Annotated in this window: 26 protein-coding genes and 1 other RNA gene; 13 read left to right on the forward strand and 14 right to left on the reverse strand. The window is 25.8% G+C overall.

Features of this window, described 5'->3' with window-relative positions; genetic code table 11:
• Nucleotides 1–28 precede the first annotated feature (28 nt).
• The gene (locus ABIV_RS07455) at nt 29–304 is read left to right on the forward strand and encodes a c-type cytochrome (protein ID WP_114839270.1); all 276 of its coding nucleotides are present in this window, start codon (nt 29–31) and stop codon (nt 302–304) included.
• A 25-nt stretch (nt 305–329) separates the two neighbouring features.
• On the opposite strand, the gene ABIV_RS07460 is transcribed toward ABIV_RS07455, so the two are convergent.
• Nucleotides 330–1169 carry a GGDEF domain-containing protein gene (locus tag ABIV_RS07460; RefSeq protein WP_114839271.1) on the reverse strand — a complete coding sequence of 280 codons (840 nt, stop codon included), beginning with the start codon at nt 1167–1169 and terminating at the stop codon, nt 330–332.
• 140 nt (nt 1170–1309) lie between these two features.
• Between ABIV_RS07460 and ABIV_RS07465 the strand changes: the two genes are divergently transcribed.
• From ABIV_RS07465 to ABIV_RS07475, 3 genes are read left to right on the forward strand one after another with little or no spacing between them, the layout of a single operon-like run.
• Nucleotides 1310–2473, forward strand: coding sequence for a TsoY family (seleno)protein (locus ABIV_RS07465; protein WP_114839272.1), 1164 nt, complete (start codon nt 1310–1312; stop codon nt 2471–2473).
• Nucleotides 2474–2521: 48 nt separating this feature from the next.
• Nucleotides 2522–3823 carry an SH3 domain-containing C40 family peptidase gene (locus ABIV_RS07470; RefSeq protein ID WP_114839273.1) on the forward strand — a complete coding sequence of 434 codons (1302 nt, stop codon included), beginning with the start codon at nt 2522–2524 and terminating at the stop codon, nt 3821–3823.
• A 51-nt stretch (nt 3824–3874) separates the two neighbouring features.
• On the forward strand, nt 3875–5302 hold the full coding sequence (locus ABIV_RS07475; protein ID WP_114839274.1) for an SDR family oxidoreductase: 1428 nt from the start codon (nt 3875–3877) through the stop codon (nt 5300–5302).
• On the opposite strand, the gene ABIV_RS07480 is transcribed toward ABIV_RS07475, so the two are convergent.
• The 3 genes from ABIV_RS07480 to rsmH are packed head-to-tail and all read right to left on the reverse strand — an operon-like array spanning nt 5303 to nt 9534.
• Nucleotides 5303–8389 (reverse strand): efflux RND transporter permease subunit, encoded by a 3087-nt coding sequence (locus ABIV_RS07480; RefSeq protein ID WP_114839275.1) that lies wholly within the window; start codon nt 8387–8389, stop codon nt 5303–5305.
• A complete protein-coding gene (locus tag ABIV_RS07485) occupies nt 8370–8639 on the reverse strand; it encodes a hypothetical protein (RefSeq protein ID WP_114839276.1) in 270 nt (89 codons plus the stop codon). The genes ABIV_RS07480 and ABIV_RS07485 overlap by 20 nt, the downstream gene beginning before the upstream one ends.
• Nucleotides 8632–9534 (reverse strand): 16S rRNA (cytosine(1402)-N(4))-methyltransferase RsmH, encoded by a 903-nt coding sequence (gene rsmH / locus ABIV_RS07490; protein WP_114839277.1) that lies wholly within the window; start codon nt 9532–9534, stop codon nt 8632–8634. Before rsmH ends, ABIV_RS07485 begins: the two co-directional genes overlap by 8 nt.
• 61 nt (nt 9535–9595) lie before the next feature.
• Between rsmH and ABIV_RS07495 the strand changes: the two genes are divergently transcribed.
• The 4 genes from ABIV_RS07495 (at nt 9596) to ABIV_RS07510 (ending at nt 13947) form a co-directional block, all read left to right on the forward strand.
• Nucleotides 9596–10174: a class II aldolase and adducin N-terminal domain-containing protein gene (locus ABIV_RS07495; RefSeq protein ID WP_114839278.1), complete on the forward strand. Its 579-nt coding sequence runs from the start codon at nt 9596–9598 to the stop codon at nt 10172–10174.
• A gap of 114 nt (nt 10175–10288) precedes the next feature.
• Nucleotides 10289–10564, forward strand: a complete 276-nt coding sequence (locus ABIV_RS07500; protein ID WP_114839279.1) for an HU family DNA-binding protein — start codon at nt 10289–10291, stop codon at nt 10562–10564.
• Between the two features lie 195 nt (nt 10565–10759).
• Nucleotides 10760–11695 carry a hypothetical protein gene (locus ABIV_RS07505; protein WP_114839280.1) on the forward strand — a complete coding sequence of 312 codons (936 nt, stop codon included), beginning with the start codon at nt 10760–10762 and terminating at the stop codon, nt 11693–11695.
• 131 nt (nt 11696–11826) lie between these two features.
• Entirely contained in the window at nt 11827–13947 is a 2121-nt protein-coding gene (locus ABIV_RS07510; RefSeq protein ID WP_114839281.1) for an ATP-binding protein, read from the forward strand.
• Here the strand turns inward: ABIV_RS07510 and ABIV_RS07515 are convergent.
• Nucleotides 13944–14282, reverse strand: a complete 339-nt coding sequence (locus ABIV_RS07515) for a hypothetical protein (protein WP_114839282.1) — start codon at nt 14280–14282, stop codon at nt 13944–13946. The two genes, ABIV_RS07510 and ABIV_RS07515, sit on opposite strands and share 4 nt — an antisense overlap.
• 195 nt (nt 14283–14477) lie before the next feature.
• Here ABIV_RS07515 and ABIV_RS07520 point away from each other — a divergent pair, with 195 nt between their 5' ends.
• Nucleotides 14478–15305, forward strand: coding sequence for a flagellin (locus tag ABIV_RS07520; RefSeq protein ID WP_114839283.1), 828 nt, complete (start codon nt 14478–14480; stop codon nt 15303–15305).
• Between the two features lie 26 nt (nt 15306–15331).
• On the opposite strand, the gene ABIV_RS07525 is transcribed toward ABIV_RS07520, so the two are convergent.
• The 6 genes from ABIV_RS07525 to ABIV_RS07550 all read right to left on the reverse strand — a co-directional run bounded on the left by ABIV_RS07525 (nt 15332) and on the right by ABIV_RS07550 (nt 18622).
• Nucleotides 15332–15853 (reverse strand): glycine zipper 2TM domain-containing protein, encoded by a 522-nt coding sequence (locus ABIV_RS07525; RefSeq protein WP_114839284.1) that lies wholly within the window; start codon nt 15851–15853, stop codon nt 15332–15334.
• A 37-nt stretch (nt 15854–15890) separates the two neighbouring features.
• Nucleotides 15891–16193: a c-type cytochrome gene (locus ABIV_RS07530; RefSeq protein ID WP_114839285.1), complete on the reverse strand. Its 303-nt coding sequence runs from the start codon at nt 16191–16193 to the stop codon at nt 15891–15893.
• A gap of 69 nt (nt 16194–16262) precedes the next feature.
• Complete coding sequence (locus tag ABIV_RS07535; RefSeq protein WP_114839286.1) at nt 16263–16595, reverse strand: hypothetical protein; 333 nt, start codon at nt 16593–16595, stop codon at nt 16263–16265.
• A complete protein-coding gene (locus ABIV_RS07540; protein ID WP_228254271.1) occupies nt 16583–17632 on the reverse strand; it encodes a sensor histidine kinase in 1050 nt (349 codons plus the stop codon). The genes ABIV_RS07535 and ABIV_RS07540 overlap by 13 nt, the downstream gene beginning before the upstream one ends.
• A gap of 100 nt (nt 17633–17732) precedes the next feature.
• Nucleotides 17733–18401 carry a response regulator transcription factor gene (locus ABIV_RS07545; protein WP_114839288.1) on the reverse strand — a complete coding sequence of 223 codons (669 nt, stop codon included), beginning with the start codon at nt 18399–18401 and terminating at the stop codon, nt 17733–17735.
• On the reverse strand, nt 18401–18622 hold the full coding sequence (locus ABIV_RS07550) for a DUF1104 domain-containing protein (RefSeq protein WP_114839289.1): 222 nt from the start codon (nt 18620–18622) through the stop codon (nt 18401–18403). The genes ABIV_RS07545 and ABIV_RS07550 overlap by 1 nt, the downstream gene beginning before the upstream one ends.
• Nucleotides 18623–18718: 96 nt before the next feature.
• Here ABIV_RS07550 and ABIV_RS07555 point away from each other — a divergent pair, with 96 nt between their 5' ends.
• From ABIV_RS07555 to ABIV_RS07570, 4 genes are all read left to right on the forward strand, one after another.
• Nucleotides 18719–19006, forward strand: a complete 288-nt coding sequence (locus ABIV_RS07555) for a hypothetical protein (protein ID WP_114839290.1) — start codon at nt 18719–18721, stop codon at nt 19004–19006.
• 9 nt (nt 19007–19015) lie between these two features.
• The gene (locus ABIV_RS07560; RefSeq protein WP_114839291.1) at nt 19016–20782 is read left to right on the forward strand and encodes an ABC transporter ATP-binding protein; all 1767 of its coding nucleotides are present in this window, start codon (nt 19016–19018) and stop codon (nt 20780–20782) included.
• A gap of 23 nt (nt 20783–20805) precedes the next feature.
• A complete protein-coding gene (locus ABIV_RS07565; RefSeq protein ID WP_228254272.1) occupies nt 20806–21489 on the forward strand; it encodes a GNAT family protein in 684 nt (227 codons plus the stop codon).
• Nucleotides 21490–21615: 126 nt separating this feature from the next.
• Nucleotides 21616–22026 carry a hypothetical protein gene (locus tag ABIV_RS07570; protein WP_114839292.1) on the forward strand — a complete coding sequence of 137 codons (411 nt, stop codon included), beginning with the start codon at nt 21616–21618 and terminating at the stop codon, nt 22024–22026.
• 41 nt (nt 22027–22067) lie between these two features.
• Here the strand turns inward: ABIV_RS07570 and ABIV_RS07575 are convergent, their stop codons facing one another.
• From ABIV_RS07575 to lolA, 3 genes are all read right to left on the reverse strand, one after another.
• A complete protein-coding gene (locus tag ABIV_RS07575) occupies nt 22068–22820 on the reverse strand; it encodes an endonuclease (protein ID WP_114839293.1) in 753 nt (250 codons plus the stop codon).
• Between the two features lie 263 nt (nt 22821–23083).
• Nucleotides 23084–23410, reverse strand: an RNA gene (gene rnpB, locus ABIV_RS07580) — RNase P RNA component class A.
• 25 nt (nt 23411–23435) lie between these two features.
• Entirely contained in the window at nt 23436–23963 is a 528-nt protein-coding gene (lolA, locus tag ABIV_RS07585; protein ID WP_114839294.1) for a LolA-like outer membrane lipoprotein chaperone, read from the reverse strand.
• Nucleotides 23964–23991 lie beyond the last annotated feature (28 nt).

The raw sequence follows: 23991 nt of genomic DNA on the forward strand, positions 1-23991 counted from the left end.
AAGAATTAATTAAAAAAAAGGATTTCAAATGAAAAAAGTTTTACTTTTAACTTCTGTTCTTGCATGTGTAGCATTCGCTAACCCATATGCTAAATGTGTTGCTTGTCACGGTGCAAATGGAGAAAAAGTTGCTTTAGGTAAGTCTAAAGTTATCAAAGATATGACTAAGGCTGAATTCATTGCTGCAATGAAAGGTTACCAAGATGATTCTTATGGAGGACCTATGAAAGGTTTAATGAAAGCTCAAGTAGCTGGTCTTTCTGAAGCTGATATTGAAGCAATTGCTAATCAAATTGCTAAATAATTAAAACTAGGAATTTTCCTAGTTTTTAAACTAACACAATAGAATCTCTTCCCTGCTCTTTTGCTTTATATACTGCATTATCAGCTTTTTTAAGTAATTCTTCTTTTGTTTTACAATCTTTAAAAAAAGAGACACCCATACTAACAGTTAAAGTAATATCTTGTTTAGGATGATAAATTTTTTGATTTTTTATCTCTTCTTTTAATTCCAATAATTTTGGTTTAAGTTCATATTGAGGAAGAAAACAAAGAATTAAAAACTCTTCACCTCCATATCTATAGACTTCCCCATTTAAAAAATTTGAATACTCTTGTAGCTTTTTTGCTAAATATACTAAAGCTTTATCTCCAGTATCATGTCCAAAATTATCATTGATTCCTTTAAATCTATCTGCATCAATAAAAACAGCGGTTAAAAGGTCTTTATTATTTTGGTGTATAAACATAGCTAAATCATTTTCCATTTTACGTCTATTATAAACTCCTGTTAAATGATCCCTATTCATACTATCTTCTAATAATGCTCTTTCTCTAAGAAGCTCTTGAATTAAACTATCTTTATAGTTTTCATCTAAATTAGAATTTTTTTGTTCAATAATTCTTCCTAAGTGAAACTCAAAAAGATCTTTTTTAAAAGAGTAGTCAACCTTAATACACTCAATAATCATTTGAGGTTTTTCTTCTCCCAAACCATTAGTTATTTTAATTTTATCAATCTGTTTTATACTATATTTTATTTTATCATTTATAATTTTGGGTTCAAGTAATTCTCGCTTCCAATAAGAGGAAGTACTCTTTTCTAGAATTTTTAATTTTTTTAATTGAATATCATTAAATAGTTCTTTACTTACAGAAATTTTATACATTAGATATCTTATCAAGTAAGAACTTAATATAAAGTAGCGTAATTTTTAAACTATAAGTAAATATTATAATAAACTAATAATATTTTAAACAAAAAATGAGTATATTTTCATCATTTTATATCATATTAAAAAGGATTTTTATGACTCTTAGAGAAAAATTTAACCCTATGTGCTTTTTAGCATCACTAGGTGCTGGTGGACTTTCTGTCTCATTTTTTATGTATTTAATGTTTTTAGTACCGCACAAAGATACACCGATGGCAACTTTTAATCATATATTTCCTGAGCTTATAAAAGGAACTTGGCTTTCTTTTATTATTGCTTTAGCTTTATTTGGAATAATATTATTTTCTTTTTTTCATTTTAAATTACTAATTTGGAATACAAAACAATTTAATCTTTATAAAAAAAGTGAAAACTATAAAACTTTAATAACATCAAATGCAGAAATTACTTTAATGACTATTCCTTTAACATATGCAATGACTATAAATGTATGTTTTGTTTTAGGAGCAGTTTTTGTACCAAATCTTTGGTCTATTGTGGAATATATGTTTCCCTTTGCTCTACTTGGATTTGTAATTGCTGGATATTATGCTTTAAAAATTGTTTTTACATATTTTTCAAGACTTTTAGTAACAGGTGACTTTGATTTTACAAAAAACAATAACCTTTCTCAGATGATTTCAATTTTTGCTTTAGCTATGGTTTCAGTTGGATTTGCAGCACCAGGAGCTATGAGTCATAATATTGTAATAAATGCTCTAGGAATTTTTGGTGCTATCTTTTTTGGTTCTTTTGCTATTTTATTACTAATTATTAAAATAACAATGGGGTTTAAAAATATGTTTGAACAAGGTATCTCTTTAGAAGCAAGTCCTTCTTTATGGATTATTTTACCAATTCTTACACTTTTAGGAATTATGATGATAAGAGTATCTTTTGGACTTGACCATAACTTTGATTCAAATATGAGTAAATCTTCTTTATTTACTCTAACTTCTACAATTCTTTCAATTCAAATTATTTTTGGAATATTAGGATATAAAGTAATGAAGATGAATCGATATTTTGAAACTTATGTAGAAGAAGAGAAAACAAGATCTTCTGTCTCTTTTGCACTTATTTGTCCAGGGGTTGCTTTTTTTGTTTTTGGAATGTTTTTTATTAACTTTGGACTTACATTTAATGAAGTTATTGCTAAATATTCACTTGCATATTTTCTATTAATGATTCCTTTTATTTTTATACAATATAAAACTATAATTTACTTCTTTAAATTAAAAAGAAAATTCAACTTTTAAAAACTCTACTTATGATACAATCTCCAAAAAATAAGGAGGTTGTATTAAATGCTTTTATCTAAATTAATAAAATCAAGCTTTTTAATATCCATAACAATATTATTTACCTCTTGTGCTAATAAAAATGTTGAAATTGAAGATATTAAAAAGTATCCACAAGAAGCAAAATTCTATTTAAATAAAAATTTAGAATTTAAAGAACAAGAAAAATATAATGATAAATTCTTTGAAATATATTTTAGAGTATGGGATAATCCAATAATAAAAATCTCTAAAAAAGAAGCAAATTGGGCAGTAAAATTTAAAAATGAAAATATCTATTTACAAAACTATTCAAAAGCCTCTAAATCATGGTTTGAAAAACATTTTGAGAATTCAAATTTTGAAGAGTTTAAAACAGAATTGATAAGAGCAATTACTATAAAAAATAGTAATGTTAGAGTTTTACCTACAAAAGAAATGATGTTTTACAATCCTTATAATGCAGGGCAAGGTTTTCCTTTTGATTATAATCAAAACTCTCATATAAAAATAAATACACCTGTATTGATTTCTCATTTTTCTAAAGATAAAGCCTGGGCTTATATTAAAACACCCTCTTTCTTTGGTTGGATTAATACTAACGATTTAGCTTTTGTTGATGAAAAGTTTATAAAAGAATTTAAAACAAATAGCTATGCCATAACAATCAAAGATAAACTAAATATTTATGATGAGTTCTTCATAGAAAAGACTCAACTAGGTACTATTTTTCCTATCTCAAAAAATAGTAAATATCTTCTTGCAAAAAAAGATGATAAACATAATGCCTATTTAAAAGAAATAGAAATTGAAGATGAAAATATTACTACAAAACCTTTAGTTTTTAATAATGAAAATATTGAAAAAATAGCAAATGAATTAATTGCTGAACAATATGGTTGGGGAGGAATCTTTGGATTTAGAGACTGCTCTAGCTTTACTCAAGATTTTTATACTACTTTTGGTATTTATCTTGGTAGAAACTCTAGACAACAAACCTTTAGTGGAAAATATTTCAATATTAAAGAGCTTTCAAATAAAGAAAAAAAAGAGTTTATTGTAAAAAATGCAAAACCTTTTAAAACCCTTATTTATTTAAAAGGACATATTATGCTTTATATTGGAGCTAGTAAAAATGAACCTCTTGTAATGCATAATGTTTGGGGAGTAAAAACAAAAGTTTATCTAAATAAAAAAGGAAGAAATATTATAGGTAAAAATGTAATTACTACTTTAGAATTTGGAAAAGAATTACTTAACTATGATGATTCAAATACTGTTATTGATAAGTTACAAGGCTTTGTTATTTTAGATGAAGAAAAAAACTAAGAAAAGATATTTTTAAAGCTTGCTATAATAGAAAAAAAGAAAGGATATATCATGAAAGTTCTACTTACTGGTTCTACAGGATATATCGGTAGAAGATTAAAACAAAGACTGCTAAAAAACAAAAATATTCAACTACGACTTTATGTAAGAAATAAAAAAACTCTCTCTTCAAATCTACCTGCAAATATAGAAGTATTTGAAGGAGATACTTTTAATAAAGATAACTTAGAAAAAGCACTTAAAGATGTTGATGTAGCCTACTATTTAATACACTCTCTTTCAAGAAGTGATTATAAGAATCTGGATAAACAATCTGCACAAAACTTTGTTGAAATAGCTCAAAAATGTGGAGTTAAAAAAATTATATATCTTGGTGGGCTTGGAGTAAAAAATGAACAAACAAGTGAACATCTACTAAGTAGAATAGAAACAGGAGAAATCTTAAGTTCAAACAAAAATATACAAACACTTTGGTTTAGAGCTGGAGTAATTATTGGCTCAGGAAGTACAAGTTTTGAGATAATAAGAAACCTAACAGAAAAACTTCCTATTATGACTACACCTAAATGGGTAAATACAAAAGCTCAACCTATTGCCGTTGATGATGTATTAAACTATTTAGAAGAGGCTTTAGTTTTAAAAGAGAAACAAAATCTTATTATAGATATAGGAAGTGAACAATTAACCTACAAAGAGATGATGCTTCAAACAGCAAAAGCTTTAGGTTTAAAAAGAGTGTTAATCCCTCTTCCTTTTTTATCAATTACACTCTCATCTTATTGGTTAAATCTTTTTACTCCTGTTCAATTTAAAGTTGCAAAAGCTTTAATAGAAGGTTTAAAATCAGAAGTTATTATTCAAAATAATCATGCAAAAAAGTATTTCCCAAATATTAAAACAATCTCTTATCTTGAAGCTGTAAAAAAAGCTGTAAAAGAGATAGAGACAAATCAAGTTATAAGTCGTTGGTCAGATACCGACTATTCTGGTAAAATTTGGGACAAAGACCATGATAAAGAGATTGCTGATGCTATTTTTCTAGATAGAAAAGAGTTAAGTTTTAATAACTTATCAAAAGAGCAAGTATTCAAAAGTTTTACAAGTATTGGAGGGAAAGATGGTTGGTTTGCCTATGATTCTTTATGGGAAATACGAGGTTTCATAGATAAATTACTTGGAGGAGTAGGTCTTCATAGAGGAAGAAAAAACCAATATAAATTAAGTGTAGGTGAAAGCTTAGATTTTTGGAAAGTTGTTGAAATAAAAGAGAATGAAAGATTACTTCTTTATGCTCAAATGAAAGTTCCAGGAACAGCATGGCTTGAGTTTAAAATAGTTGAAAACCGACTTATTCAATCTGCATATTTTTATCCAAAGGGAGTATTGGGAAGATTATATTGGTACTCTTTAATCCCTCTACACTATTTGGTTTTTAATAATATGATTAACTCTATTATAAAAAAAGCAGAAAAGTTTTAACTATTCTGCTTTTCTTAAATATACAATTCTATATACCATGGGTACATAATATAGATTTAAAATTGTAGCCCATAAAATACCAAAACCTAAAGCTACTGCCATTGGCTGAAGAATCAAAGCTTGTCCTGAAGCAAAGAACATTAATGTTGATAAACCTAAAATTGTAGTAATTGAAGTTAAAAGAATTGGTCTAAGTCTCATAAGTGCATACTCTTGCATCTCTTCTAAATTTTTAGCTTTTTTAATAAAGTCCATCATAATAATTCCATCATTTACAATAACACCTGCAAGTCCAACCATACCAATTAAACTTGGCATAGTAATATGTAAACCTAAAATTAAGTGCCCTACTAAAACACCTAAAATTGATAAAGGTATAGTTGAAATAATAATTAAAGGTTTAACCAAAGAATCAAACATCCAAATTAAAGCTAAGAAAATCAGAATTATAGCTATTAAAGCTGCCTGAGCCATCTCTTTTTGAACTTTTTCATTCTCTTCTTGCTCTCCTTTTATATCAATAGAAACAAATTTTTTCTGCTCTTCTAAAATAGGATTTAATTGTTCAAAAACCTCAGAAGAAGTTACTTTATCAATACTTGCTGTAATAGAAACTATTCTTTTTGAATTCTCTTTAAAAATTTGAGATTGAGCATTTTTTCTTACAATCTCTACTACCTCTTTTAAAAGAACTTTCTGCTCTGTTCCAGGTATTAAAACTTCAAATCTATTTATAGAGTCTAATTCATCTTTATTCTTACTTTGAAAAACTACCTCTACAATTCCCTTATCATCAAACATTTTAGAGTAAGCACCTTTAAAATAGAAAGGTCGAACTTCTGAAACAATATAGTTTTCTGTAAACCCAAGTTTTTGTCCATACTCATTTACTTTGAATTTTAACTCTATATTTCCAACTAAAATATCATCTGCAACATTTGAAACACCAGTAATTGAGTTTAACTTCTCTTTGATAACTTTAACTGCCTTATTAATATCTTGCTGATTTGAACCCGAAATTGCTAACTCTAAATCATTTTTTACAATACCTGCACCAGGAACATAAAGTTTAAACTCTTCATAATCTTTACTACTACTTAAAGGTTTAAGTAAAACCTTTAATTCCTCTTCAATCTCTTGTGCTGATTTTTGTCTAATCATATCTCTATCATCATATTTTGGAGATAAATAAGGATTAACATATTTATCAAAAATATTTTGTGGTGCTCGTTCATATAGATTTATAAAAATTTGAAAATAAAACTCTTCATTTTGAGGTAGATTTTTTCCATCTAATTTCATTCCAATTACGGAAGAGACTGAATCAATATTATTTGCAAAATCATATTCATCTATAATTTTTCTCTCTATCTTTTCAACTAAAGCCTCTGTTTGCTCAATTTTTTTACCAACTCCAACTGAACCATTTAAATATATTTGGGTAGAATCAAAATCTGGCAAAAATTGAAATCTTGATTGAGAAGAGATAAATATAGTTGCTAAAATTATAGAAAAAACCATTATAAATAAAGAGATATACTTTTTCTTTAATAAAAACTCTAAAACTGTTTTATAGATTTTTTTATTTACTTCCCAAATTCTATCAGACCTTTTCTCTTTTTTATGAACATCAAAAATCTCTTTTGCATGTAAAGGTAAAAAGAAAAAAGCCTCTACTAAAGATGATATTAGAAGTATTGTAATCATAATTGGTAAGATTTTCATAAACTTACCAACCTCTCCTGTCATAAGTAAAATCGGTAAAAAAGCAAAAATTGTAGTAGCAGTTGCAGTTAAAACAGCAGGATAAACCTCAATTGCTCCATCAAGAGCAGCTTGAAATCTATTTTTTCCCATCTCCATATGTCTATATATATTCTCTCCCACAACAATAGCTTCATCAACTAACATTCCTAAAGCAATTAAAGCTCCAAGAAGAGATAACATATTAAGACTATATCCCATCGCTTCAGCTGCAATAAGACCTATCATAAATGAAGTTGGAATTCCTATTGCAATTACAACAGCAATTCTTACATTAATAAAATAAAAAAGTGCCATAAAAAGAAGACAAAGACCAAAAAGAATATTTGAAACTACAGTATTAAGTCTATTTTTAATCCAAACAGAAGTATCAGTATGAGTATCAAACTCTAAAGTAGGATAATCTTGTTTTGCTTTTATTAAAATATTTTTAATATCTTGTACAAGCTCAATTGCATCTCCTGTGTCACTTTTGTTTATTCCAATAGAGACATCAGGTTTTCCATTAAAGTGAGAGATATTATCTACATCTGCAAGTTTAAACTCCACTTTTGCAATATCTTTTAATAAAACTCTTTGATTTGCAACTTTAATTATAGTGTTATTGATTTTATTAATATCTTTTTCGCCATTAAAAGTACTTAAATAATAGTGTCTTGTACTATCTTTTATAATCCCTGCTGGAAATATTGAACTAATATTTTGTACAGAATTAATAACATCTTGTAGATTTAACCCATATGCAACTATTTTATTTTCATCAAATTTAATTAATAACTCTTTATCAGAGTCTCCCCAAATAGAGATAGAACTTAAATCTTTTAAAGTTGAAATCCTTGATTTTAAATCATCAGCTACTTCAAGTAACCTCTCTTTCGTTTCATCTCCATAAACAACAACTGTAATTAGAGGAATCTCACCTATAACCTCTTTTACAATTGGTTCATCCATATCTGAAGGAAAATTAACTTTTGTTTTTGTTACAATATCTTTTACATCATCAATAACATCTTGAGCTTCATATCCACCTTTTAGTTTAATATTAATTGAGAAAAAGCCATTTTTTACAATAGAAGTAATATCACTTGCTTCTTCTAAAGAGACTAATTCATCTTCTAAATCTTCAACAGCCATCTTATCAAGTAAATCAGAACTAGCACCTGCATATACTCCTGTAATAGAAACCGCATCTAAAGAAGCAGGAGGAAAAATCTCTTTAGGAATTTTAAAATAAGCAAGTATTGACAGGACTAATAAAAAGAAAAGTAAGAAATGATTAAGAATAGGTTTTTTAAGTGCAAAATTAATTATTGTTTTTATCATAAGCTTCTTCTATTGAATAGATTATTATTGAATCTTCTATCTGATTTTTAAACTTCATATCTTCTAATTGTTGTGCTAAGAATTTATTCTCTTCTTTTAATGAAATATAGTGTCCATAAAGTTTATTAATATCTTTACTTACATAGTATATATTATTTGCTAAATAAATTTTTGGAAAAAATAAAATTAATGCTAAAATTAAAGCACCAAGTACAAACAATAAAGAATTTTTAGAGTTTAGTTTAATCAAATTTAAAAATCCTTAACTTAGAACTTCTACTTCTAGGGTTTTGTTTTATCTCTTCTTTTGTAGGAATAATAGGTTTTCTTGTGATAACTTTCCCTAAAGCATGGTTATTTCCACAAGTACATCTAAAAGCATCACTAGGACAAATACAAGATTTACTCCATTTTTTGAAATAGTTTTTTACAATTCTATCTTCTAAAGAGTGAAAAGAGATAATAGCTATAATACAATCTTTTAATTTTGCATTTTCCAGCGAATCAAAAAGTCTCTCTAAAACACCTAATTCATCATTTACTTCAATTCTAATTCCTTGAAAAGGAAGTGTTGCAGGATGGATTTTACCCTTATGCATTTTTTTTGCTAATAAAGATGATAACTCTTTAGCAGAAGAGAAAGGTCTATTATTTACAATTAAAGAAGCAACTTTTTTATACTCTCTTACTTCTCCATACTCTTTTAATACTCTTTCTAACTCATGTTGAGAATAAGTATTTACAACTATTGCAGCATCTAAAGATTGATTTTGATTCATTCTCATATCTAAAACAGGACTTTCAAAACCAAAACCTCTCTCTTCTTTATCTAATTGTAAAGAAGATACTCCAATATCAGCTAAAACACCTTTAATATTCTCAGCTTTAAATTTTTCAATTACATGTTCAAAGTTCCCTTTATTAAAAGTTACTCTATTTTCATAATCTTTTAATCTCTGTTTTGAAAAGTTTAAAGCTTCATCATCTTGGTCATTACATATTAAAGATATATTTGGATATTTTTTTAATAAACCTTCACTATGTCCTCCATATCCTGTTGTACAGTCAATTATATAGCCATCATTTATATTCTCAAAAGCAGCTATTGTCTCTTGAAAAAGTACTGGAATATGGGGAATTTGCATTAAAAGTGTCCTTAGTAATTTTTATGTATAATACCCAAAAAATTATTTAAGGTTTTTTAAAATGATAGACCCAAATACAGTGAAGCTACTTAGTGACTTATCTTTAACAATGTTTAGAAAAAATTTCTTTGGTATCTATCATGGTGCTATATCTTCAAAGGTTGACCATAATACATTTATAATTAATACTTCTGATGCAATTTTTGATGAAATGACAGAAAAGTCATTTTGTAAATTAAATATGAATAAAAGAGATTATAGATGGAATGTAGCAAGTATTGAATCAGAGATTCACTCTACTATATATAATAATATCCATGAAGCAAAATATATTGCTTTTGGAATGCCTATTTATACAACTGCTTATACTTTTGAGCATGATGAGATTATATTTGATGATTATTTTGGAAAAACAGAGTTTTCTAAAATAAAAGTTTATGATCCAGGAGATTTCAATTCATGGTACGATAGAAACTCTTTAGAGATAACAAAGTATCTAAAAGAGTCTGAAGAACATGTGATGGTAATCAAAGGTGTAGGTACATATGTATACGATAGAGACATCAATAATTTAGTAAAGAGAATCGCTATTCTAGAGAATTCTTGTCGACTTTTAAGCATAAAATCGACATATAAATAATAAATAGTTAAATTTTATAGTAAATTAACCCCAACATATCAGGTTTTTTAGCTATTTTAAAGGTTAGTTACTATAAAGTTTATTAAATTTTTATCTTACACAAGGAGTTCGTCTATGAACAAAGCTGAATTTATTGATGCAGTTGCTGCAAAAGCTGGTCTTTCTAAAAAAGATGCAAAGGGTGCTGTTGATGCAGTATTAGAGACAATTACTGAAACTTTAGTAAAAAAAGAATCTGTTAGTTTCATTGGGTTTGGAACATTTACTACAGCTGATAGAGCTGAAAGAACTGCAAAAGTTCCTGGAACTGATAAAACTGTTAAAGTACCAGCAACAACTGTAGCAAAATTCAAAGTTGGAAAAGCTTTAAAAGAAGCTGTAGCTAAGTAATCTTTTTTTAGATTATTACAACTTATAAAGGATTCATCTTCGGATGGATCCTTTTTTTATGCCTAATTTTTAATCCTTCAATTTTTTAATTTTACTTCAAAGATTTAATTTTTTCTATTTTTCATAGTTTCAATATAGTTTAATAATAGTTATATTATAGTTTTAATATAGATATATAATAGTTAAAGGCTTAAAATGTCCCTAAAAGAAAAAATATTTAATGATTTAATCTCTTCAAGTAATTTAGATGAAGAAATAGAATGTAAGAAAGATATCTTTCTAAATAATTTAAATCAAGTAAAATTACTTCTTAAAAGTGGCCTATCAACAAAAAAACAAATTGAAAGATATAGTAAAGATATAGATTTAATCTCTCGTTCATCATATGAAAAATATTGTAAAGAGTTTTTGAAAAAAGAGTATGAAGAAGGATTACTATTTACTCTATTTTTTAGGAATATAAAAACTATTGCTTTTTATATTTCAGAAGAAAAAAATCCTTCGTCAAAAGAGTTATATCTAAAACTCTTAGAGGCAGGTTCTTTAAAAAAAGCAAGAAATGATAAAAACTCTTCATTAGATTACCCTACTTTTTCAAATCTTCTAAAAAAATTTTTAAAAGAAAAAAATTATGAAGATATTATATTTTATGATGAAATTGAAAAAATTGATAATAAAAGAGATATAAAAGAAGAAAATATTATAAAAACAGAAAAAAAGAATGAAAAAATAAAAATAGAACTAGTAGACAACAATATTGAATCTTGTGATTTTGAATTTATTAAATCAAATTTTATTGAATATGAAAATAGTTATATTGATAATAATATAAAAGAAAAAAATGTATATTATATAGAAGCACGATATATAGATAAAGAGTATAGCTTTAAAAAATTTAAAGAACTAATTTTAAATGAAAAATATCTTGAAAACTACTCTATTATTATTCATAATAATTCAGCTATTGATACAAAACTTTATATTTATAGATTAATTGATAACAAACTATTTCTTATTAAAGAGCTTGACGCTATATCTTGTGTCTTTGAACTTGATGAATTAATAAGAAGAGCAAGAAAAAATTTCTTTGAAAAATTCGAAAGTCACATAGAGTACCTAACTAGAGATTAAAATACGTGACATATGTTAAACCCTACTTTATAATCCTTTTTAGTATAAAAAAATAATCTTATTTTTACTTAAAATCTATTGCTTTAAGTATTATTAAATGTTATTATTTGTTATTAACACAGGAGTAGATTATGTCTTATTTAATCTCTGTAAGAAAAAATACCTTACTTTTTTTAATCACAATTGGAATAATAAATACCCTTCTTGCAATAATTGTTTTTATATATTTTAATAATCAACAAAAAGAACTATTATATTACTCAAAACAGAATATTGCCAAAACAGAATTTAAAGAGACATATAAGAAACTACAATCTGAAATTAATCATTATAAACTAATATTAAAAGCACTAAAAGAGAATAAAGATTTAAATCGTTTTATAAATAATGAAAAAAATATATTTCCATATTTAGTTGAAGACTTTATTGATTTTACAAAAGCTAATGAAAATATTTTTCAACTTCGATTTCTAGATAAAGATGGAAATGAAATAATAAGAATTGATAAAAACAATGAAGAGATAAATATAGCAAAAAACTTACAAAATAAAAGTGATAGATACTATTTTATAAAAACGAAATCATTAAAAGATGGCGAAGTTTATATATCTGACTTTGATTTAAATGTAGAAAATAAAAGAATTGAATTACCTTTTAAACCTACAATTAGAGTTTCTACTCCTATTTATAAAAATGATAAATTAGAAGGAATTTTAATAATTAACTTTTTAGCAAGTGATTTATTGAAAATGATAAAAGATAAAGATATTTTCAATGTTTATTTTATGGATAAATATGGTAACTTCTTACTTCATCCAGATGAGAATAAAAACTGGAGTACTCAAAGAAAAACTTATTATAAAGTAGAAGATGAAATTAAAAATATTAATACTTTAATTAATAAAGAAAAATCAGAAAAAGGCTCTTTTGATAAAAACCTAATTTTTTATTTAAATAAAATAGATTTAACAGATAACAGTTTTTATATTATCTATTCAATAAAAAAAGAGATTTATGATACATATATGAAAGAAACGACAGAAAAAGTTGCTTTTTTCTTTATTGTTTTATTTGTACTTTCAATTCCTTTTGTTTTATTAGGAGCATATCTTCAATCAATTAGAATGAAAATACTAGATAGCCTTATTAATAATATTCCTTTTCCTATTTGCTTAAAAGATAATAAAGGTCTATTTTTATTAGTAAATGATTCTCTTGTAAAACTTTATGGATTTACCTCTAAAGAGCAACTTATTGGAAAGAAATCTTATGATTTCATAGATAAACACTTACCCCACACTTCAAAACAAAGAGACATCGATGTTTTAAAAAAACAAAAAGTTAAATTTGTAGATACAATTGTTTTAAAAAACAATAAGAAATTATATTATGATACAAGAATTATAAAGCTCTCTTTTTTAGGTCTATTCAACAAAACATATATTTTAAGTATTGCTATTGACATAACTGCCATGAAAACTTTAAATCAAAAACTAGAAGAGAAAGTTAGTGAAGAGTTAGATAAAAGAATAAGAACAGAAAAATTACTGACAGAAAAAGCTAAACTTGCAGAAATGGGTAATATGATAGATAATATTATTCATCAATGGAAACAACCTCTAAGCATTATAAAAGTAACTTCTCAAGCATTAGAGCTAAACTTAGAGATGCATAATTTAACAGAAGAGCAAAGAAAAAACTATATTCTAACTATCTCAGAGAATGTTGATTTTATGAGTGAAACAGCAACTGATTTTAGAAACTTTTTATCACCAGATAAAATAAAAAGTGAATTTGTAATTCATGACTGCATTAATAAAATTCTAAAGATACTTTTCTTTAGATTTAAAAAGAACTCAGTAGAACTAAAGAATAATGTTCCTAAAGAATTGAGAGTATACGGATATAAAAGTGAACTTTGTCAAGTTATTCTAAATATATTAAATAATGCCTTAGACCAATTTTTAGTAAATAAAGAGATATCTGAAAACAAAGAGATAATAATAGAAGCAATACTAGAAGAAAAGTATATTTTATTAGAAATTTCTGATAATGCAGGTGGAATTGAAAAAGAGGATTTATCTAAAGTTTTTGATGATAGATTTACTACAAAAAAAGATAAAGGAACAGGAATTGGATTAACCATTTCAAAAAGAATTATTCAAGAGAGTTTTGATGGGGATATAACTGTCAAAAATAAAGATAATGGTGCAAGTTTTATTATTAAAATTGCAAAAGAAAGCACTATTTAAACTAATAGATTCTTTTCCATTAAAAATGGATAAGCTCTATTAGCTTCACTACTTTTTATAAAACCAAACTTTTCATAAAAACAGATTAATTTTTCTAGATTTAAGCCATTTGTATCAAGAGGTAGAGGATTTAGATAAATTTTTTTATACTTTCTCTCTCTTTTTACAAAAGATAAAATTCCTAATAAAGTATTTGTAGCATAATTTAAATTTCTAAAAGCAGGTAGAGTTTTTATTATTTCTAAAAAAAGAACATCATTTTTTATACTTACATTTCCAAATGAAATATCATTATTATTAAAAAACATTTTATCTTCTTTTTTTAGTACTTTCATATAACTCCTTGATAATAGTACTATAATAGTATCAATTTTTTAAATTTTCTTTTCTATTAATATTATTTTAAAACATTTTTTTAATATATATCTCAGCTTGTTATTAAATTATTTATAAAAAACTAATTACTATGCTTAATTTTTATTTAAAGTAAGAAGTCATACAATTTATTATATAACTGTAAGGAGTAAGTTATGCAAATCAATAATGTACAACTGGATCAATCGCCTTATTTAAATTTAAATCAATCTTTAAATAGAATCTCCTCAGGGAAAGAGATAAATAGTGCTGCTGATAATGCTGCTTCTTTATCTATCTCAGATAAATTAAGAACCGAAGCAAGTGGATTAACTCAGTCAATTGACAATGTTAATAGTGCCCTTGCCTCTTTACAAATTGCAGATAAATCAATAAGTGAACAATCTAATATTTTAGATAATGTAAAAGAGAAACTTCTTCAAGCATCAACAGATACAACTTCACAAGAAGGAAGAGAACAAATCTTAACAGAGATAAAAGATTTACTTAAAAACTTTGACAATATTGCTTCTAGTACAAAATATAATGATCAAACTTTATTACAAAAAGCAAGTGATGATCAAGCAGAAACAGTAGGACAACAATTTCAAGCAGGAACTTCAACAGATGATATTATTGAAACTCAAACTGTACAATCAAATACAGTTGGTGTTGGATTAGAAAATTTATTAAATCAAGATCCTTCTTCTTTTGATGCAAGTACAGCAAGAGCTTACTTAGGAGATATTGATACTGCTCTTACAAGAGTAAATGATTATAGAGGAGAATTAGGTTCTACTCAAAATCAATTACAAAGTTCTGGAAGAAATCTATTTTCACAATATACATCAACAACTGCTGCAAACTCTACACTTTCTGATTTAGATTATTCAAAAGAGATTTCAAATTTTAATAAACAAAATATTTTAGCTCAAATAGGAGCTTATGGGGCAGCACAATCTAGCAATATAAATCAAAATATTGTTACTAGATTACTTACTTAAAAGCTAAGGAATTATTTCCTTAGCTTTTAAAAACTTATTGAGTGAGTTATTTTTATTCTATCTTTAGGTCTTTTAGTGATTTTATAGTGTTTTATACCTTTATATACAAAATGATTTTTATATCCAGTTATAACTTTTCGTTCAACATTTTCATAAGTATCAAAACACTCTGTAGTATTTACATATCTATAGCTTTGGTTTGAGTTATAGTTGTTTCTAATTTCATGGGCAACTTTACCACCTAATAAACCACCAACGATTTGTGCAGCAACTCTACCATTACCTTTACCTACTTGACTACCTAAAACTGCTCCTGCTGCAACTCCAACAAGAGTATCAATTCCTAAGTTATCATTTCTTACATATGAATCATTATCATATGCTCTAACTTTTTTTCTTACTTCTGAACATTGAGTTTGAGGAACTTGTTCATAAACATATTCATAAATAGGTTCTGAATATTTCACTTTTACATAGTCATGAAATCTATCACCACCAGCAAAAAGAGAACTTACTAAAAAAGTTGATACTATTAATAATTTTTTCATAAGAAATCCTTTTATAAGACCTAAATTAAATTAGGCCTTATTTTAAAGTAGCAATATGCTCTGCTACTGCTTTTATATCTTCATCAGAAAGTCTTGAAACTTGACCTTTCATAACACCTTTCATCTCTTTTCCATAAGAACCATCTTTATAACCTTTTAAAGCTGCTACTGTTTTTTCAACATTCCAACCTTTGATTATTTCAGATTTTCCTAAAGCTTTTTTTTCTGCATTTGCACCATGACATGCAGCACAAGAGTTATAAAGTTTTGCTCCATCACTTGCAAATAAAGATGTACCAGCTAAAATTGCTAATGTCATTAAGATTTTTGTAGTTTTCATTTCATACTCCTTAATTTTTATAAGAGAAGTATAAAAGTTAATCGTGAAGTGATTGTGAAAGTTTTTTTCTTATTTTAATTTTCCAAAAACTTTATATTTATCCCAATAAATATCTAAAGCTTTTTGTAGTTCTTCTTCTGTAAGTTTTGTTGTTTTTTTTACACCAAACCTTTTAATAAAAGCTTCCGGCATAATTGTTGTCTCTTTTGTAGGCTCTTTTAAATAAGTTTTCATTGCTTCTTTTACACTACGCTCACTACTATATTTTAAAAGATATCGATAAAAGTATTTATCTATTGATACTGGTAAGTTATTATGGCACTTTACACAATTTTGTTCATATACATCATTTGAAGATAAAAAAAGTGTTGAAAGCAATAAAATTAAAATTAATTTACCCATAAAATCTCCATCTTTGTACCTACTTTTAGTTCTGATTTTACACTTATTTTAAAGTTATACTCTTTTGCAATCATAGAAACAATATTAAGCCCTATTCCAAAACCCCCTACACTCTTATCAAATCTAGTATATCTTTGAAATAGTTGCTCAACTTGCACTTGGCTCATACCTTTCCCACTATCTTCTATAATTAATGAGTTCTCTTTTAGAGTAACTTTAATTACGCCTTTTATCTTATTATATTTAATTGCATTTGATAAAAGATTATCAATTACTTTAGAGATTTTTTTATTATCACAAAAAATTGAGACTTCCTCTTTTATTGAAGTTTCAAAACTAATTTTCTTTACATCTGCTAATGTTTTAAAATACTCAATTCTTTGTTTTACTATTTTTGATAAATTTAACTTTTCATCTTGAGAGATAATCTTATTATTTAAAGTAAGATAAGTTAAATCCTCATAGATATTTGAAATAGTTTTTGCTCCTGTGTCTATTCTTTTTATCTTTTTTGCTAACTTCTCATCTAAAGAATCAATATCAATCATTTCAACATTTGAAATAACTGCAGCAACAGGAGTATTTAATTCATGGGTTGTATCTTTTATAAATCTATCAAGTAAATGTAAAGCATCTCTCATTGGTTTTAAAAAAAGTCTTAATAAAAAATATCCTAGAAAAACCATAAAAATAAAAGCAAGTAAAATAAAAGAAGCTATCTCTTTTTTTAAATTTTCAAACCAAATAAGGTCATCATTTATTTCTAATACAACATATTTTGCACCTAAATAGTAAGATTCTGGTTGTTCTACAAAATGAAGTTTTGAATTACTTGTATAAACTTCACTATTAAAATCTATTTTTTTAGACTCTAAAGTAGAAAAAATCAGTTTTTTATCACTATCATATATTGCAGAATTAAACTTCTCATCTCTTGGATAGAATTTATATTTATCAAAATTAATATGTAAGTCTTTTAGTCTAAAAATTAGTTCACTAGAGTAGTTTTGCATTAATACTCTTTTTTCTTGAAGCATTAAATTCTTCTGAAAAGAGTAATATAAAAAAGAGATAAATAGTAAAATAACTATTGTGAAAAAGGAATATAGAGTTAAAAAGCCTAAAAGGGTTTTTTTCTCACTTTGAGTTAAATCTATATCCAAGCTTTTTAAGACTAACAATTTTATCTTTCCCTAGGGCTTTTCTTAAGTTTTTGATATAAGTTCGAAGTGAATTATCACTTGGCTCTTCATCATAATCCCAAACATAATCGTATATTCTTTCATGAGATAAAAGCTCATCTGAATTTTGTAAAAAGAATTTTAAAAGTTTTAGCTCTTTAAAATTTAATAAAAGCACTTCATTATCTTTTATAAGCTCATTTGTTTTTGTATTAAATTTTATATTCTCAGAAATCTGAACAAAATCCTCTTTATTAGAATACTCCCTTTTTATAATTGTTTGAACTCTTAATAAAAGTTCTTTTAGCTCAAAAGGTTTTCTAATATAATCATCACAACCACTTTCAAAGCCTTGCTCTAGTGAATCCATAGAATTTAATGAAGTTATAAAAATTGCAGGAGTTTTATTCCCCTCTTTTCTTACTTCTTTTAAAAGTTCAAAACCATTTATTGAAGGAACATTCACATCAAATAAAAAAAGATCAAAGCTCTGTTCATATATTATTTCATTTGCTTCATCCCCATCATAAACAGCTACAACATCAAAGCCTTGCTCTTCAAAATAATCAACTATTGTTTCACTTAATGTTAAATCATCTTCAAGAAGTAATAGTTTTGTTTTCATTATTTTTTCATCTTCTTTAAGTTATTTTGATACATAGTTTTCTCTTTTGGAGTCATTGTTGAAATTCTACTTTTTAATTCATTTTCAAATTTTGTTTGATTTTTTTTATCAACATAACCCATAATAGAAATAAGTTCTTGAGTACTCATTTCAGAATAGTTTTCAGCATATGCAAATGTAGCAAAAAGTGCAAATATAAAAATAATTATTAATTTTTTCATTTTGTTTCTCTTAAATAATTTTTGATATGATAACATATTAATTGTAGAAAAATCGTAAAGAATACTATATATTCAAACTTCAAAGGAAAAACCTATATGAAAAAAACATTATTACTTTCTATTTTCGCTTCACTTCTTCTTTCAGGATGTTTTGGTGGACAACAAAAAGAAGAGACATGGACATCACTAATTTATCCAGATAAAGCAAATGAAAAGAGAAGTAAAAAACATGGAGTTTATAAAACATTACAAGAGTGTCAAGTTGAATCAAAAAAAGAGCTAGAAAATTTAGGTTTAACACAAAGAGGTACTTATCAGTGTGGATTAAACTGTACTTACCATGAAGGAATGAAATTAGATATTTGTGAACAACTAAGCAAATAATTAATCTAAATGGAACAAATAAATCTCAAGTATTTACTAAAATTACTACTTAAAAATAAAAAAGCCCTTATTTGGGGGCAAGTAGTAACTATTTTTGCGATATGCATTAGTGTACCAATACCTTTAATGTTACCTGCTTTAGTTGATGAAGTACTGTTAAATAAACCAGGTTTCTTTCTAAATACAATAAATAATAGTATTGGAATGGGAAATGCTTTTTATTATATTCTAATAGTAACTATCGCTGTAATCTTTTTAAGATTTATTCACTTTGTTTTAAATGTAATTACAACAAAAATTTTTACAAAAATCTCTAAATATATCACTTTTGAAATAAGAAAAAAAGCTATTTTACATCTTGAAAAAGTATGTATGAATGAATATGAGAGTTTAGGAAGTGGTTCTATTGCTGCAAATTTAGTAACAGATGTAAATACTCTTGATGACTTTATAATAAAAGGTGCAAGTAAATTTGTTGCTTCTGTTTTAACCCTAATTGCCGTTTCTATAGTAATGATTGCAATTCATCCTCTTTTAGGATTAATGATTTTATTAATACAACCTATAATAATGTTAATATCAAAAAAAATCTCTAAAAAAGTAGGTACTTTAAAAAAAGAAGAGAATCAAGCAATTGAAGAGTTTCAAAATGATATTGGAGAAACACTTGAACTTTTTGGACAAATAAAAGCAAGTAACAAAGAGAATTACTTCTTTAAAAACTCAATTTCAAAAGCAAATAATATAAAAGAGACTTCAAATGAATATAACTACAAAAGTGTTGCTTATGAAAGATTCTCTTTCACTGTATTTCTGGCAGCTTTTGAGATATTAAGAGCTTCTGGTTTACTTATGGTTGCATATAGTGATTTAAGTATTGGTATGATGTTTGCAATGTTTGGTTATATTTGGTTTATTATGACTCCTGTTCAAGATATTCTTTCAATGCAATACTCTTATACTACTGCAAATGCAGCAATGAAAAGAATAAATAAAATCTTTACACTAAAAGAAGAGAACAGTGGAACTTTAGAATTAGAAAAAAAACAAGATATCTTTATTCAAATAAAAAACCTAAGTTTCTCATATAATAAAGATAAAAAAACTTTAGAAAATCTTTCATTTGAAATAAAACCTAAAGAAAAAATTGCCCTGATTGGAGCAAGTGGAAGTGGAAAAACTACATTAAGTCAAGTTATTGCAGGTTTTTATGAAAAAGATTCGGGAGAGATTTTATACAATAATATCAGTATTCAAGATATAAATAAAAAATCATTAAGAGAATCAATTTTTCTTGTACTACAAATGCCTATTTTATTTAATAATACTCTTAGATTTAATATCACAATGGGAAATGAAACTATAAATGATGAACAAATATATCAAGCTTTAGAGATAGCTCAATTAAAAGAGACTGTTTTAAATATGAAAGAGAAGCTAGATACAATAGTTGGAAGACATGGAATAAGGCTAAGTGGAGGACAAAGACAAAGATTATCTATTGCAAGAATGATTATTTCAAATCCTAGTGTAGTAATCTTTGATGAATCAACTTCTGCTTTGGATGTACATACAGAAGCTAAATTATTTAATGCTCTTAAAGAGTTTTTAGAAGATAAAACAGTAATTACTATTGCACATAGATTAAGTACTGTAAAAAATGCACATAAAATCTATGTTTTAAATGAAGGTAAACTTGTCCAAAGTGGAACTCATAATGAACTTGAAGAGGAAGAAGGTCATTATTTGGAATTTATTAAGAATCAACTTATATAAAAGGATAAGCTATTATTTACTATTTGACACTAGAAGATTTACAAGATGAAGAAATTTTAAATAATCATATCTATTCTAATATGAAAGAGAATTATTACTGGAGTGATGATTTATCTTGTGAATTTTATGTCGAAGCTGCAAAAAAAGGTTTTATAACAACCTCAATGTATCATAACAATCAATTTGTATTACTACCTGAAATTCAATTTGACTACGCTGTTTTAGACTTCAATGATATAAAAGTCTCTAAAAAAGTAAAAAAATTGATACAAGAAAATAACTATATTCTTGATATAAGTCAAAATTTTGAAAAAGTTTTAGAGCAAATAAACGCTTATCATCCCAATTCATGGCTTACAGAAGAGTATTGCAATATATTAAATAACATTAAAATTAATTCTAGCTTATATCAAAATTTTAATTTAATAAGTATAGAATTATACGAAAAAAATGACAAAAAACTCATTTCTGGAGAAATTGGCTACCAAATTGGCTCAATTTATACATCTTTATCAGGATTTACAACAAAAAATAAAAAATATAATAATTGGGGAAAATTACAATTAGTACTTTTAAATAATTATTTAAAAACAAATGGCTTTAAAATGTGGAATCTAGGGCATCCTCAGCTACAATACAAAGTTGATTTAGGTGCAAAAATCTATAATAGAAAAGAGTTTTTAGAGCTTTGGAATAAAAATAAATAATACACTTCCTTATCATTTTTGTCACAATTTTAAAAAATTGGCAAGAATTGTCTCACAAATGTCTCAATTTTAAGTTTTTCTATAATTATATGTGTTATAATTAAAATAAAAATATGAGGTGTCATTATGAGCAGCAATATTACAATAGATTTAACAAAAGAGATGGAAAGATTTTTAAAGAGTAAAGCTAGAGAATTTAACTTACCTCTAGAAGAGACTTTAAAAGAAATCATTAGCCAACAAGTTGATAGTAGAATTGATCTTGGAAAAGGTTTTTACTATGATAAAGTTTTAAAGAAAGTATTTGATAGAAAAAATGTTGATGTTGGACTTACTAAAACACAAATGAACATTTTTCATACTATTCTTAAAAGTCAAGGAACAATTGTTGATGTAGAAGCAATCAAAAAGAGTGCATGGAAAGATAAAAATACATCAATCTTTACACTTAGAAACATGATTAAACAAATAAGAGATAAAACTTATTATGGTTTAATTAAGAGTCACTCAAGTAGAGGATACTCAGCAGGTTTCTAAAATATTTAGACACTTTTGTGTCTAAATATTATCTTCTTACTTTAATTTATAAAAGGGTTTTTATTGCCTTGTATTTTATAGATTAAATTATTTCTTTTTCTTTCCCAATCATCTACTGGATCAAGATTATTCCAAGCATTAAATAGTTTCTTATCTTTATTTGATATTTTCATACCATATTGCTTTTCAAAATAAAAATATGTTCTAGCAATATTTCCTTTTATATTATCAGCAGGTTCTGCAATTCTATTTTTAAAATCTACTTCAAAATCAATATTTTGACCATAAAGTCTTTTCTCACCTTCAATAATTCCATATCTAAAATTAGATCTATCCGCATTTAGCTCTCCTATTGCAGGTACTAAATTATGCATATCTGCTTCCATAAATCTAAATTTTTCATCAACGAAAGAACAACATTTACGCCCTTTGTAAGTTTTTCCATTGTCTTTAACACAGGTACTATTTCCTTCTCTCCAACAAACGAATTGTCGACCAAAGTTTTCAGCAGGTATCACATGTTCCCACTCTATTCTAGTAGCTCTTTGATTTTTTTTACCCTTTTTTGTATATTCATTTCTAGGCTCATAACCACAACTATCTCTTAAAATCATATTTGATTTATCTCTATAGTTATATTTACAATTTGAATAAAAAGTTACTTGATTTTCTTTATAAACTTTCTTCATCAATTTTTTTGCCTTTGAAAAAGAATCAATCTTTTCATTTGCATTTAAATTTGTCAATAAAAAAAGAGATAAAAAAGGTATTACAATTTTTCTTTTTAAATTCATTAGTACTCCAATAAATAATGTAATAATAATGCGACTGGAATTTTACAAAAGAAAAATTAATATTTCTAAAAAGCTTATTTTATAGTAGTTTATAAAGATATACAATAAGATTATTTTTAATTAAATAATATAAAAATAAGAAAAATATACAACTATAAATAGTATAAATATAGATTTAGGGAAAGACTTTGATTTATTTAGTAATATTGTAAAAATAAAAGATATTTAAAGCTTAGTAAAAGCCTAATAATATGTGCTTATAAGAAGAAGGTACAACTGTAAGCTGGATTTTGTATTTGACAATAATTTATCTTGTTGCTAAATTACTTAAGCAATCGTGCGAAGAACAATAGCGTGAAGCTTATTACCAAGCTCTTCTTGCTGCTGGTTGGGTTTACATAGCCACTAAAATTACTTAAAGTGCTGGTAGGCTCTTACCCTACCCTTTCACCCTTACCAAAATAAATTGGCGGTCTACTCTCTGTTGCACTGTCCCTTAGGTTACCCTAGCCATTCTTTAAATGGAACCATGCTTCACTGCAGCCCAGACTTTCCTCTTGAGAAACTCAAGCTATTGTCTGTTGTACCTTGGGCGAAATAGTAGCTAAATATTCTTTATTTTTTTATAATATCATAGTTATCTGGTGGAATAAATCTAAAAAAGTCTGTAGGTATCTCCTCATTTTGTACAACATTAGTGAACTCTATAATAATAGTGTTATCTAATTCATCTTTATAAGATACTTGTTTTATCTCTTTATTATTTAATAAAATTTCATATTTTCTATTATAAAAAAATGATTCATATTTATTTTTTGAGATTTTTTTAGACTCTTGTAAAATACTAAGAATATTTAATTCCTCTTTTAATTGTGTATAAATTACTTGTTCTAATTCAGGCTCATCAATTACAACAATATCATTTAATAAAAAAACATTTTTTTCGATTGGCTTTATATATTTCCATAAAACTCTATCGTTATTCTTAATAAAAACCTTACCTTCATATGAAATTGTTTTATTAGATTGATTACTAACTGTTTGAATAAAATCTGCTTGAAAAGTTTTTATATCTTTTAATTCATCTACTGCTAATAGATTTGAAACTGTAATAATTGTCAATAGTAAAAGTTTATAAACCATAGTTTAACCTTGTTTTTTATATAATCTT

The sequence above is a fragment of the Halarcobacter bivalviorum genome (assembly GCF_003346815.1).
Classification (GTDB): domain Bacteria; phylum Campylobacterota; class Campylobacteria; order Campylobacterales; family Arcobacteraceae; genus Halarcobacter; species Halarcobacter bivalviorum.